The organism is Caulobacter sp. GW821-FHT11E11 (genome assembly GCF_058808315.1).
Genome location: NZ_JBXARO010000013.1, coordinates 39,563 through 52,222, shown reverse-complemented (window position 1 = coordinate 52,222; position 12,660 = coordinate 39,563). Strand labels below are relative to the sequence as shown.

General features: G+C 68.8%; 13 protein-coding genes and 1 pseudogene. 12 read left to right on the top strand and 2 right to left on the bottom strand.

Annotation, left to right across the window (positions count from 1 at the left end; all coding sequences use genetic code 11):
• Position 1 precedes the first annotated feature (1 nt).
• The gene (murG, locus tag AC1RR5_RS25680; protein ID WP_492926419.1) at positions 2 to 1,087 is read left to right on the top strand and encodes an undecaprenyldiphospho-muramoylpentapeptide beta-N-acetylglucosaminyltransferase; all 1,086 of its coding nucleotides are present in this window, start codon (positions 2 to 4) and stop codon (positions 1,085 to 1,087) included.
• On the opposite strand, the gene AC1RR5_RS25675 is transcribed toward murG, so the two are convergent.
• Positions 1,084 to 1,521, bottom strand: coding sequence for an Lrp/AsnC family transcriptional regulator (locus AC1RR5_RS25675; RefSeq protein WP_492926417.1), 438 nt, complete (start codon positions 1,519 to 1,521; stop codon positions 1,084 to 1,086). The genes murG and AC1RR5_RS25675 overlap by 4 nt on opposite strands.
• A 104-nt stretch (positions 1,522 to 1,625) precedes the next feature.
• Here AC1RR5_RS25675 and AC1RR5_RS25670 point away from each other — a divergent pair, with 104 nt between their 5' ends.
• Together AC1RR5_RS25670 and AC1RR5_RS25665 are read left to right on the top strand one after the other, a co-directional pair.
• Positions 1,626 to 1,928, top strand: a complete 303-nt coding sequence (locus AC1RR5_RS25670; RefSeq protein ID WP_492926415.1) for a cupin domain-containing protein — start codon at positions 1,626 to 1,628, stop codon at positions 1,926 to 1,928.
• Positions 1,925 to 2,743: an MBL fold metallo-hydrolase gene (locus tag AC1RR5_RS25665; RefSeq protein WP_492926413.1), complete on the top strand. Its 819-nt coding sequence runs from the start codon at positions 1,925 to 1,927 to the stop codon at positions 2,741 to 2,743. The genes AC1RR5_RS25670 and AC1RR5_RS25665 overlap by 4 nt, the downstream gene beginning before the upstream one ends.
• Here the strand turns inward: AC1RR5_RS25665 and AC1RR5_RS25660 are convergent.
• Positions 2,740 to 3,237: a hypothetical protein gene (locus AC1RR5_RS25660; RefSeq protein ID WP_492926411.1), complete on the bottom strand. Its 498-nt coding sequence runs from the start codon at positions 3,235 to 3,237 to the stop codon at positions 2,740 to 2,742. The two genes, AC1RR5_RS25665 and AC1RR5_RS25660, sit on opposite strands and share 4 nt — an antisense overlap.
• Between AC1RR5_RS25660 and murC the strand changes: the two genes are divergently transcribed.
• The 9 genes and pseudogenes from murC (at position 3,236) to ftsZ (ending at position 12,658) form a co-directional block, all read left to right on the top strand.
• Complete coding sequence (murC, locus tag AC1RR5_RS25655; RefSeq protein ID WP_492926409.1) at positions 3,236 to 4,654, top strand: UDP-N-acetylmuramate--L-alanine ligase; 1,419 nt, start codon at positions 3,236 to 3,238, stop codon at positions 4,652 to 4,654. The two genes, AC1RR5_RS25660 and murC, sit on opposite strands and share 2 nt — an antisense overlap.
• Positions 4,651 to 4,926 (top strand): hypothetical protein, encoded by a 276-nt coding sequence (locus AC1RR5_RS25650; RefSeq protein WP_492926407.1) that lies wholly within the window; start codon positions 4,651 to 4,653, stop codon positions 4,924 to 4,926. The genes murC and AC1RR5_RS25650 overlap by 4 nt, the downstream gene beginning before the upstream one ends.
• 9 nt (positions 4,927 to 4,935) lie before the next feature.
• On the top strand, positions 4,936 to 5,838 hold the full coding sequence (murB, locus tag AC1RR5_RS25645) for a UDP-N-acetylmuramate dehydrogenase (protein WP_492926405.1): 903 nt from the start codon (positions 4,936 to 4,938) through the stop codon (positions 5,836 to 5,838).
• An 83-nt stretch (positions 5,839 to 5,921) separates the two neighbouring features.
• Positions 5,922 to 7,385, top strand: a complete 1,464-nt coding sequence (locus tag AC1RR5_RS25640; protein ID WP_492926403.1) for a M20/M25/M40 family metallo-hydrolase — start codon at positions 5,922 to 5,924, stop codon at positions 7,383 to 7,385.
• Between the two features lie 164 nt (positions 7,386 to 7,549).
• Positions 7,550 to 8,506, top strand: a complete 957-nt coding sequence (locus AC1RR5_RS25635) for a D-alanine--D-alanine ligase (protein WP_492926401.1) — start codon at positions 7,550 to 7,552, stop codon at positions 8,504 to 8,506.
• Positions 8,475 to 9,383 carry a cell division protein FtsQ gene (gene ftsQ, locus AC1RR5_RS25630; RefSeq protein ID WP_492926399.1) on the top strand — a complete coding sequence of 303 codons (909 nt, stop codon included), beginning with the start codon at positions 8,475 to 8,477 and terminating at the stop codon, positions 9,381 to 9,383. Before AC1RR5_RS25635 ends, ftsQ begins: the two co-directional genes overlap by 32 nt.
• A gap of 27 nt (positions 9,384 to 9,410) precedes the next feature.
• Positions 9,411 to 10,736 (top strand): cell division protein FtsA, encoded by a 1,326-nt coding sequence (gene ftsA, locus AC1RR5_RS25625; protein ID WP_492926397.1) that lies wholly within the window; start codon positions 9,411 to 9,413, stop codon positions 10,734 to 10,736.
• Between the two features lie 275 nt (positions 10,737 to 11,011).
• Positions 11,012 to 11,078: pseudogene (locus AC1RR5_RS25620) on the top strand (hypothetical protein).
• Positions 11,079 to 11,113: 35 nt separating this feature from the next.
• On the top strand, positions 11,114 to 12,658 hold the full coding sequence (gene ftsZ / locus AC1RR5_RS25615) for a cell division protein FtsZ (RefSeq protein ID WP_492926395.1): 1,545 nt from the start codon (positions 11,114 to 11,116) through the stop codon (positions 12,656 to 12,658).
• The last annotated feature ends 2 nt before the right edge of the window (positions 12,659 to 12,660 follow it).

The following is a 12,660-nucleotide window of genomic DNA, read 5'->3' as shown; positions in this document are numbered from 1 at the left end:
GATGAGCAAGCTGGCAGTCGTCGCCGCCGGGGGAACCGGCGGCCATATGTTCCCCGCCCAGGCGCTGGCCGAGGCCCTGTCCGCGCGCGGCTGGCGCGTCGTGCTGGCCACGGACGACCGTGGCGCGATGTACGCCGACAAGTTCCCGGCCGAGGAGCGCCTGGCGCTGTCGGCCGCCACGGCCAAGTCCAACGATCCGCTGGGCATGATCAAGGCCGGCTTCGTCGTCATGCAGGGCGTGCTGGAGGCCCGCGCGGCCTTCAAGCGCCTGGACCCGGCCGTGGTCGTCGGCTTCGGCGGCTATCCCGCCCTGCCGGCCCTGCTGGGCGCGCTCAGCCAGAAGCGCCCGACGGTGATCCACGAGCAGAACGCGGTCCTGGGCCGCGTGAACCGCTTCCTGGCTCCGCGCGTCGACGAGGTCGCCTGCGCCTTCCCGACCCTGCAGCTGGCCAAACCCGCCGTGCAGGCCCGCGCCCATGTCGTCGGCAATCCCGTGCGCCCGCCGGTCCGCGCGCTCTACGACGTGCCCTACATCGCCCCGGAAGTGCAGCTGCGCATCCTGGTGACCGGCGGCAGCCAGGGCGCCCGTCTGCTGTCCGAGCTGATCCCCGAAGCGATCGCCAAGCTGCCCGAGGACATCCGCGGCCGCCTGAAGGTGTTCCAGCAGGCCCGCGCCGAGAGCATGGAAGGCGCGCGCAAGACCTATCGCAACGCCATGGTCGACTGCGAGGTCGCGCCGTTCTTCCGCGACATGGCCGGCTATCTGCGCCAGTCGCACCTGGTCGTCGGCCGCTCGGGCGCCTCGACCTGCACCGAGCTGGCCGTCGCCGGCCGCCCCTCGATCCTGGTCCCCCTGAAGATCGCCGCCGACGACCACCAGCGCTTCAACGCCAAGCTCCTGGAAGAGGCGGGCGGCGCGGCCGTGTGCCTTGAGGACGAACTGACCGTCGACGCCATGGCGGGCGCCCTCAACGCGCTGCTCAAGAACCCCGAGCGCCTGGCGCGAATGGCCGAAGGCGCGCGCAGCGTGGCGACGCCGAATGCGGCCGAGGCCCTGGCGGACCTGGTGGAACGGACCGCCCGCTAACGCCGCAGATGATCGGCGAGCACCACGTGGGTGGTGACCTCGCCGACGCCGGGCAGGGCGCGGATGGTGTCGGCGATGCGGCCGAGGTCGGCGGCGTCCAGGGCGCTGATCTGCACCAGCAGGTCGGGATCGCCGGCCAGGGCCTGGACGCCCTTCACCTCGGGAATCTTCTTCAGCGGCGCGGTGGTGCGGGCGCAGGTGCCGCCGGGACCGTGGCGGATCATCAGCCACGCGCTGAGGCGGGCGCGGACGTCGGCGCGGCCGCGCAGCACGGTGTAGCCGGCGATCGCGCCGCTCTGCTCCAGGCGGGCCAGGCGCTCCTGGGTGGCGCTGCGGGAGAGGCCGATCTCGCGGGCCAGGGCCACGACGCTGGCGCGAGCGTTGCGTTCCAGGGCCAGCAGCAGGGTCTCGTCCTTGTCGTCCAGCGCCTGCACCTAAGCCTCCGAACCGGCGAACCGCCGGCCTACGCGACACAATCACGGTCCATTCCGGCGCCGCCGCTTCCTAGGGTCTGACACCCAACGGAGGCGACGTACGCATGCTCACCCATCTCAATCCCGACGACATCGCGCCCGTCAAGGTCGGCCCCGGCTGCTGGCGGCGCGACGTGCCGACCCTGGGCGCGGTGCGGGCTTGGTTCGTCGACATCGAGGCCGGCGCCCAGTGGCCGCATGTCGACCAGCACGGCGTGTTCGGCGAGTCGGTGTTCGTGATCTCGGGCGAGATGATCGAGGGCGAGGATCGCTACGGCCCCGGCAGCTACCTGTTCTTCGACGCCAACAGCCGCCATCAGCCGCGCTCGGAGACGGGCGTGCGCCTCTTTGGCTTCAACCCGCTGTGAGCGCCCTGACCCGTCGCGGCCTGCTCGGCGCCGCCACCCTGCTGGCCTCGCGAGCCCGTGCCGCCGAGCCCGCCACGCTCCGCGTCCAGCGCCTGGCCTGGGCGGGGATCAAGCTGTCGCTGCCGACCGCCACCCTGGGCGTCGACCTGCTGGCCGATCGCGCGGTCTGGGGTGACGGTCTGCCCGACGCCTTGCCGGCCCTGGATGACTTCAAGGGCGACCGCTACGCCCTGATCACCCACCGCCACTCCGACCACTTCGACGCCAAGGCCGTGGCCAAGGCCCTGGGCGACCAGGGGCTGCTGCTTTATCCGGCCAGCGCCGGCGCCCTGGTCGCGCCGGGCGTGACCCGCATCCGCAGCGCGCCGATGTGGGAGCCGCAGATCCTGGGCGGCGACTTCGTGGCCACGGCCGTGCCCGCCGTCGACGGCTATGGCGACCCGCAGGTCTCATGGGTGATCAGCGGCGGCGGCAAGCGCATCCTGCATGGCGGCGACACCCTGTGGCATGGCGCCTGGTGGCAGATCGCCAAGCTGGGGCCGTTCGATGCGGCATTCCTGCCGATCAACGGCGCGCGCTTCGCCTGGCGCCAGCCCGCCGCCGAGGTCTCCAGCGTCATGAACCCCGACCAGGCCGTCGCGGCCGCCAAGGTGCTGGGCGCCAAGGTCCTGGTCCCGATCCACTACGGCGTGCGCGGCGCCGACGGCTACGAGGAGATCGCCGACGCCCTGCAGCGCACGCAGGGCGAGGGGAGGCGGCGCGGCGTGACCGTCCGCGCCCTCAAGCCCGGCGAATGGCTGGACTGGGAGGCTTAGGGCTCGGCGCCGGTCTCGATCAGCGGGCGGCCGATGCCGACGGCCGCTTCGACGCTGGTCGCGACCGGGATCTTGGCGAACGACTTCCAGCCATCGCACACCACCTTGGCCACCGCGTCGTCGGCGCTGCCCGCCGGCAGGGGCGCGGCCGGACGGAGATCACCCGTCACCGGACCCTCGCGGCCGCCGGCGCGGATGCTGCCGAAGCCCGCGTGGGCGATGGTGCGGGCTTCGCAGTCGATGACTTCGTGCCGCCAGCCGCCCCAGAACTCCTCGGCGCCGGCCTTGAAGCCGCCTTCGGTCACTTGGAGCACGCGGAGCTTAGCCGTCCGGCCGGTCCACTGCACGCTCCCCATGTCCACGAACACGGCGAAGCGGCCGACGTCGGCCAGGCGCAGTTCAAGCTGGGCCTGAGCCGCTGCGGGCGTTGCGCACACGACGAGCGCCATGAGGGCGTTTCCCACCGCGCGGAATTGGTCTAATCGGCTTTTCATGATCCAGCGTCGACGCCCCGTCCCCTTCGAACTCGGCCCCGTGCACTTCATCGGCATCGGCGGCATAGGCATGTCCGGCATCGCCGAGATCATGCTGCGTATCGGCTACACCGTTCAGGGCAGCGACGCCAAGGCCAGCGCCAATACCGAACGGCTGGAGAAGCTGGGCGCGCGCATCTTCATCGGCCAGGACGCGGCCAATGTCGAAGGCGCGTCGGCGATCGTCTATTCGACCGCCATCAAGGCCGACAATGTCGAGATGGCGGCCGGCCGCGACAAGCGCCTGCCGCTGGTGCGCCGCGCCGAGATGCTGGCCGAGCTGATGCGCCTGCAGTTCTCGGTCGCCGTCGGCGGCACGCACGGCAAGACTACGACGACCTCGATGGTCGCGGCCCTGCTGGACGCCGGCGACCTGGACCCGACCGTCGTCAACGGCGGCATCATCAACGCCTACGGCACCAACGCCAAGGTCGGCGAGGGCGACTGGATCGTCGTCGAGGCCGACGAGAGCGACGGCAGCTTCCTGAAGCTGAAGTCGACCGTGGCCATCGTCACCAACATCGACGCCGAGCACCTGGACCACTGGGGCGACTTCGACGCGGTGAAGAAGGGCTTCCAGGACTTCATCCAGAACATCCCGTTCTACGGCTTCGCGGCCGTCTGCACCGACCACCCGGAAGTGCAGGCCCTGACCTCGCGGATCGAGAACCGCCGCCTGGTGACCTATGGCACCAACCCGCAGGCCGAGGTCCGAGTCTCCAACATCGAGATGGGTCCCGAGGGCGCCAAGTTCGACATCGTCGTGTCGCCGCTGAATGGCGAGCCGATCCGCTATGACGGCCTGAAGATGCCGATGGCCGGCCACCACAACGTGCTGAACGCCACCGCCGCCGTGGCCGTGGCCCGCGAGCTGGGCATCGACGCCGAGGCGATCGCCAAGGGCCTGGCCGGCTTCGGCGGGGTCAAGCGCCGCTTCACCACCACGGGCGTCGCCAACGGTATCCGCGTCGTCGACGACTACGGCCATCACCCGGTCGAGATCGCCGCCGTGCTGAAGGCCGCCCGCGCGGTGACGCAAGGCAAGGTCATCGCCGTGGTCCAGCCGCACCGCTACACGCGCCTGCGCGACCTGATGACCGAGTTTTCGAGCTGCTTCAACGACGCCGATACAGTGATCGTCGCCGACGTCTATACGGCCGGCGAGCAGCCGATCGAGGGCGTCGACCGCGACCACCTGGTCGAAGGCCTCAAGAAGTTCGGCCACCGCCGCGCCCTGGCCCTGGAGAGCCCGGCGGCCCTGCCGGAGCTGATCGCGGCCGAGGCGGCCAGCGGCGACCTGGTCGTGCTGCTGGGCGCGGGCGACATCACGTCGTGGTCCTATGCTCTGCCCGGTCAGCTGGAAGCCTTGAGCAAGTGAAGCTGAACCGCTGGCTCGCGACCAAGGCCGCGATCGTCGTCGCGGTGATTGCGTACCTGGTCGGCAGCTGGTGGTTCACCAAGCTCTTGACCACCCAGCGGCCCAAGGCGCCCGAAGACCCGTTTGTCGTGGCGCTGAAGCAGCCTGGCGGCGTCACCTATGTCACGCCGGCCGAGCACTGGGCGCACCTCGCCCTGATCGTCGCTGGCATCCTGCTCGTTCTGGCCTGGTGGACGGTCGAGCACTTTGAGAAACGATCCAGGACGCGCTAGAGCCCTCGCATGAGCTGGAAAACCAAACTCCCGACCGTCCGCGGCAAGCTGCTGATCGACGAGGCCCTGGCGCCGTTCACCTGGTTCCGCGTGGGCGGTCCGGCCGATGTGGTGTTCCTGCCGGCCGACGAGCAGGACCTGTCCGACTTCCTGAAGGCGCTGGATCCGAGCGTGCCGGTGCTGGCCATCGGCGTGGGGTCGAACCTGCTGGTCCGCGACGCCGGCGTCGAAGGCGTGATCATCCGGCTGGGCAAGGGCTTCAACGGCGTCGAGCCGCTGGGCGAAAACCGCATCAAGGCCGGCTCGGCCGTGCCGGACGCCATCCTGGCCCGCAAGGCGGCCGAGGCCGGCATCGCGGGGCTGGAGTTCTATGCCGGCATCCCCGGCACGATCGGCGGCGCGGTGATCATGAACGCCGGCTGCTATGGCTCCGAGACCGTCAACGTCATCAAGTCCGCGCGGGTGATGAGCCGCCAGGGCGAGGTGTCGGAGATCGCCGGCGACGGCTTTGGCTACACCTATCGCCACAGCGCGCTGATGGGCGCGGACCTGATCGTGCTGGATGCGATCTATGAGGGGACCGCCGACGAACCCGAGGCGATCAAGGCCCGCATGGCCGAGATCACCAGCCGGCGCGAGACCACCCAGCCAATCCGCGAAAAGACTGGCGGCTCGACCTTCAAGAACCCGCCGGGCCACTCGTCGTGGAAGCTGGTCGACGAGGCCGGCTGGCGCGGCAAGCCGTTTGGCGGGGCGATGTTCTCGCCGCTGCACAGCAACTTCCTGATCAACACCGGCGAAGCCACCGCCGCCGACCTGGAAGGCCTGGGCGAGGCCGTCCGCGCCGACGTGCTGGAAAAGACCGGCGTCCAGCTGGACTGGGAGATCAAGCGGATCGGGCGCCCCGCCTAGAGGCGCCTGTCATAGTTCACGCGGATGCTGACTCCCCATGTCAGGAACCGGTGCTATGACTCCCCCGCCATTGGGGAGAATCCTTGCTCATGTACCGTCGTCTTCTGGTCGCCACCGCCGCCCTCGCTTTGGTTTCGGGCGTCGCCCATGCTCAGACCGCCCCTAAGAAGGGCGCGAAGGAGCAGCCGGCCGCCGCCGCGCCCGCCAATCCCGTCGCGACCGCCGAGGCCCTGCGCGACAAGGCGCTGCTCGACCGCCTGGCCTGGGACATCACCGAGGACCTGACCACCAATATCGGCCCGCGCCTGGTCGGCTCGCCGGCCATGGAGCGCGCCAAGGACTGGGGCGCGGCCAAGCTGAAGGCCCTGGGCTTCACCGACGTGAAGGTCGAGCAGTTCGCCAAGCCGTCGTGGACGCGGGGTGAAGAGAGCGCCGAACTGGTCGGTCCCTATCCGATGAAGCTGGGCATCGTAGGCCTGGGCCGCACCGTGCCGACTCCCGCCGAGGGCATCGAGGCCGACGTCGCCCTGTTCCGCACCTATGCCGAGATGATGGCCGCCCCCGAGGGCGCGCTGAAGGGCAAGATCGCCGTCATCACCCAGCCGATGGTCAAGGCTCAGGACGGTTCGGGCTACGGCATCGCCGGCATCTCGCGTCGCTCGGGTCCGGTGGAAGCCGCCAAGCGCGGCGCCGTGGGCCTGCTGATCCGCTCGATCTCGACCTCGGACTCGACCGTGCCGCACACCGGCGTCACCGCCTTCGGCGACGGCGTCGTGGCCATCCCGGCCGCGGCGATCGGCGTGCCGGAAGCCGAGCAGCTGGAGCGCCTGGCCAAGGAAGGCAAGCCGCTGCGCATCAAGCTGAAGCTGGCCTCGACCACCGACGCCAATGACGTGGCCTGGAACATCTCCGGCGAGATCAAGGGTTCGGAAAAGCCGGACGAAGTCATCGTCATCGGCGGCCACCTGGACAGCTGGGACGTCGGCACCGGCGCTCTCGACGACGCCACCGGCATCGCCATCAACACGGCCGCGGCCAAGCTGATCGGCGACCTGCCCAAGCATCCCAAGCGCACCATCCGCGTCGTGATGTGGGGCTCGGAGGAAAGCGGCGGCTCGTCGGAAGCCTATATCGCCGCCCACAAGGACGAGGTCGCCAAGATCGTCCTGGCCGGTGAAAGCGACACCGGCGCTGACCGCATCTATTCGCTGAAGCTCCCGGCGGGCGCTGCGACCCATCCGTTCGCCACCGTCGCCGCCAACGTCCTGGCCCCGCTGAAGATCTATGTGAACCGCGCGCCCGCCAGCCATGGCGGCGCCGACATCGAGGGCCTGGAAGAGGCCGGCGTGCCGTCGATCGAGCTGGAGCAGGACGCCACCCGCTACTTCGACTACCACCACACCGCCGACGACACCCTGAACAAGGTGCGTCCCGACGAACTGGCGCAGAACGTCGCCGCCTGGGCCAGCTTCATCTACCTGGTGGCCGAGACGGGCGTCGACTTCCGCGTGATCAAGGCGGCGGCTCCGGCGGCGGCTGGGCACTAAACTCACAACTTCAGCTCTCCCTTCCCCCTTGATGGGGGAAGGGTAGGGATGGGGGTGTTGGCACGGCCTTTCCGCCTCTCTAGGAAGGGTTCAAGCGTCCGATGCGGCGCGGCACCCCCACCCAACCCTCCCCCATCAAGGGGGAGGGCTTATAGAGCGCCTCCATGACCCAACCCCTGTCCGGCCGCCACATCGCCGTCCTGCTCGGCGGCCCTTCGTCGGAACGCGAGGTCAGCCTGGTGTCGGGCCGGGAATGCGCCGATGCGCTGGAGCGGCTGGGGGCCAAGGTCTCGCGGATCGACCCGGGCAAGGACGTCGCCCAGGTGCTGACGGCCACCAAGCCCGACCTCGTCTTCAACGCCCTGCACGGCGAATGGGGCGAGGACGGCTGCGTCCAGGGCGTCCTGGAAACCCTGAAGGTGCCCTACACCCACTCGGGCGTGCTGCCGTCGGCGCTGGCGATGGACAAGGCCAAGGCGAAAGCCGTGCTGGCGGCCGCCGGCGTGGTCGTTCCGGGCGGTGGTCTCTACAACCGACACGATGTCGCGCGCGACCATGTGTTGCAGCCCCCCTATGTCGTGAAGCCCAATGCCGAGGGATCGTCCGTGGGCGTCTTCATTATTTTGGAGGGAGCGAACCGTCCGCCGGAAGAACTTGCCTCTCCGACCTGGACTTTCGGCGAGGAAGTCATGGTTGAGCCCTACATCCGAGGGTTGGAATTGGCCGTAGCGGTCATGGGTGAGTCAAATGGTCCCAGGGCGCTGGCGGTAACGGATATCCGTGCATCCACAGGTTTCTACGACTACGAAGCCAAGTACTCGGAGGGGGGGTCCATCCACGTCTTACCCGCCCCAATCCCTGATGGCGTAAGGGATCGCGCCATGCGGATGGCCGAATTGGCGCACTCGGCTCTTGGTTGCCAAGGCGTAACCCGATCGGACCTCCGTTATGACGACATTAACGACATTCTGGTCCTTCTAGAGGTCAACACGCAGCCCGGCATGACGCCGACCTCGCTCGCTCCCGAGCAGGCCGATCACGTCGGGATCCCGTTTGACCAGTTAGTTTTGTGGATCGTGGAGGACGCTTATGCCCGCTGTAGTGCGGGGGGGACCGCCTAAGCCTAGGCGACCCCGGGCCGAAGCGCCCGCAAGTCCGAGCAAAGGCAAGCCGGCGCCCCGGGGGGCGCAGCCGGCCGCCAAGTTGCACGCCGCCAAGGGCGTGGGTTTGTCGCCCACGGTCGCCTTGACGGTTGCAGGCGCGGCCTTGGGTCTCGGTCTTGTGGTGATGCTGGCGACCGGCCATCGGGCCGAGCGCATCGGCATGTCCATGGTCCATGGTGTCGACAACAGTTTCGCCTCGGCCGGCTTCAAGTTGAAGACGGTGCATATCCGGGGCGCGTCCTCGGCCGCTCAGGCCGACATTCTGGCGGCCTCGGGTCTCTATGTGGACCAGCCGACGCTGGGCATGGACCTGAACGACGTTCGCACCCGCGTGCAGAGCGTCGGCTGGGTGAAGGACGCGAAAGTCGTGCGCATGCTGCCCGACACCGTGCTGATCGCGGTGGAAGAGCGGCCGGCGCTGGCGGTCTGGCAAAACCAGGGCCGCATGAAGGTTATCGACGGCGAAGGCCGGGTGATCAGCGAGGCCGACCCGGCCCGCTTCCCCCAGCTACCGCTGGTGGTGGGGCAGGGGGCGGACCAGGCAGCAGGCCTGATCCTGCCGGCCGTCGCCTCTCGACCGCGTCTGCGCGACCGTTTGGAAGCGCTGGTGCGGGTGGATGACCGTCGTTGGGATCTTCGCTTGAAGGACGGCTCGCTGATCCAGCTGCCGGCCATTGACGAAGAATCCGCGCTGATTCAATTGGATCAGCTCGACCAACGACAGCGAATCCTCGACATGGGTTTCGCGCGGATCGATCTGCGCGACCCCGAAATGGTGGCTGTTCGACCCCGCGATGCGGCGCTGCCTGGGCAGCCCGCCGCTGGTGGGGCGTAGATTTAGTGTGCTGAGGTGACGATAGCGATGTCGCGAATGGAGGAACGGAAGCAAGCTCGCGAGGGCCTGAAGGCCACGCTCGTGCGCCAGCCCGCCATCGCGGCCGTGGACCTGGGCGCGTCCAAGGTCACGTGCTTCATCATGAAGGCCGACGGCGTGCACCGTGAGAACCGCACCCTGACGACCGCCGGCGTGGGCTATGTCCAGTCGCGCGGCGTGCGGGGCGGCGCGATCGTCAACCTGGACGAGGCCGCGCAAGCGATCGCCCAGGCTGTCGAGCGCGCCGAGACCGTGGCCGGCGTCAACGTCCAGAGCGTCAGCGTCTGCACCGCCGGTGGCCAGCTGGCCTCCAACCGCGTCCATACGCAGGTTTCGCTGGGCGCCCGTCCGATCGGCGACGGCGACCTGTCGCGCGCCATCGCCTCGGCCCTGGCGCAGGTCCGCATCCCCGGCCGCAAGCCGATCCACCTGCTGCCGATCGCCTGGTCGGTCGACGGCCAGCGCGGCATCCGCGACCCGCGCGCCATGTTCGGCCGCTCGCTGGGCCTTGAGCTCCTCGTGGTCTCGGTCAACGAGAACATCTTCCACACCCTGGCCCACTGCGTCGAACGCGCTCACCTGTCCTTCGAAGGCGTGGTCGCCGCGCCGTTCGCTTCCGCGCTTGCCGCGCTTGAAGAGGACGAGATGGACCTGGGCGCGGTCTGCATCGACATGGGCGGCGGCTCGACCTCGGTGGCCGTGTTCAACAACGGCGCCCTCTGCCACGTCGACAGCCTGTCGGTCGGCGGCGGTCACGTGACGCAAGACATCGCCCGCGGCCTGCAGACCTCGGTGGTCGGCGCCGAACGCATCAAGACCCTGCATGGCAGCGCCATCGCCTCGGCCAACGAAGACCGCGAGATGATCGAGGCGCCGCCGCGCGGCGACGATCCGGGCGCCGGTCCGGTCATCGCGCCCCGCAGCCTGCTCAAGGGCATCATCCAGCCGCGCGTCGAAGAGACTCTGGAACTGCTGCGCGAGCGCCTGAAGGCCTCGGGCGCGCCGGTCGAGCCGGGCGCGGGCATCGTCCTGACGGGCGGCGCCAGCCAGCTGGCCGGCGTTCGTGAAGTCGCCGTGCGCGTGTTCGACCGCCCGGTCCGCCTGGGCCGTCCGCGCCGGGTGCCGCACCTGGCCGACGCCGCCTCGGGCCCGGCCTTCTGCGCCGCCGCCGGCGTCCTGCACCGCACCGCCTTCGGGCCCCGCGAAGCCGTCTCGTCCAAGGCCCTGGCCGGCGGCGTGGCCCGCAAGCGTCCGCTGGATCCCAACGCTTCGCCGATGGCGAAAGCAGCCGCTTGGCTGCGCGACAACCTCTAGCTTGGGCCTGTAGCCAAGCTGCTAAGTTTTAAGCGTGATTAACTCTACTGTTTAACCTTGAAGGCCCGGCCGAGCTTTTCGCCGGGCCTTTTTGCTGCTTCAAAGGGCCGGTATTCGCCCAGAATCGGGTTCAGCGTCGTTCGGTCGCACGCGCCTGTGAATCCCCGCTGGAACCCTTGGTTCCCTTGGAGATTCTGTTGATAGACCACAATTTATCCAACGGTCGCGCTCGACCCGACCACGACTCAGATTATGCAGTTAACTGCCGATTAACGATGGTGGTTGTTCTGTTAACACGATCGTCGAGGCAATCCTGGGCGATTGGGTGTCGCCGAGGTCTAGTTCGACGATTTCGGCGTTAAGGACGCGAGGGTCCCATGGCTATTTCTCTTTCTGCGCCGCGTACGACTGAACTGAAGCCGCGTATCGTGGTGTTCGGTGTGGGCGGCGCTGGCGGCAACGCTGTGAACAACATGATCGAGGCGGGTCTCGAGGGTGTTGAGTTCGTGGTGGCCAATACCGACGCGCAACAGCTGCAGTTCGCCAAAACGGATCGCCGCATCCAGCTCGGCGTGCAGATCACGCAGGGCCTGGGCGCCGGCGCGCATCCCGAAGTGGGCATGAGCGCGGCTGAAGAATCCTTCCCGGAGATCGGCGAGCACCTCGACGGCGCGCACATGGTCTTCATCACCGCCGGCATGGGCGGCGGCACCGGCACCGGCGCGGCCCCGATCATCGCCAAGTGCGCGCGTGAGCGCGGCATCCTGACCGTCGGCGTCGTGACCAAGCCCTTCCACTTCGAAGGTCGTCACCGCATGCGCCTGGCCGACAGCGGCATCCAGGAGCTGCAGCGCTACGTCGACACGCTGATCGTCATTCCGAACCAGAACCTGTTCCGCGTCGCCAACGAGCGCACGACCTTCGCCGAAGCCTTCGGCATGGCCGACCAGGTGCTGCACTCGGGCGTCCGTTCGATCACCGACCTGATGGTCCTGCCGGGCCTGATCAACCTCGACTTCGCCGACGTCCGCACGGTCATGACCGAGATGGGCAAGGCGATGATGGGCACCGGCGAGGGCACCGGCGAAGACCGCGCCCTGATGGCCGCTCAGAACGCCATCGCCAACCCGCTGCTGGACGAAGTCTCGCTGAAGGGCGCCAAGGCCGTGCTGGTCAACGTGACCGGCGGCATGGACATGACCCTGCTGGAAGTCGACGAGGCCGCCAACGCGATCTCGGACCAGGTCGACCCGGAAGCCAACATCATCTTCGGCGCGGCCTTCGATCCGTCGCTGGAAGGCGTGATCCGCGTGTCGGTGGTCGCCACCGGGATGGACGGCGCCTCGATCGCCCAGATCGAGCCCAAGCCCGTCACCCGCAACACCACGACCCAGCCGCTGATCGCCGACACCACCCGTCCGGCCCCGCAGCCGGAACCGGCCCGTCCGACCGCCCGGTACGAAGCGGCCCGTCCGGTCGAGCGTCCGTCGTCGGCGTTCTCGACCTTCGAGCCGGCGCCGGCGCCTGAGCCCGAAATCGTCATGGCCGCCCCGCAGCCGGAACCGGAAGCGGAAATCTACTACGACGAACCCGTCGCTGAAGAGCCGCGCATCACTCAGCCGGCAGCTCGCCAGGTGACCCGCATCGTCGACCCGATGGTCGATGACGCCCCGGTCTCGGAAGAGCCGCTGTTCCCCGAGAACAACTACTACGAAGAGCGTCGTCCCCAGAAGCAGGGCGGTTTCTTCTCGATGTTCGGCGGTGGTCGCCAGCGCTACGAGCAACAGACCGCCTCTGCCCCGCAACCGCAGGCCCGCTCGACCCAGAGCGTGCGCCCGCAGCTGCAGCCGATCGAGACGCCGCAGACCGACGACGGCGAAGACCTGGAAATCCCGTCCTTCCTGCGCCGACTGGCCAACTGAAA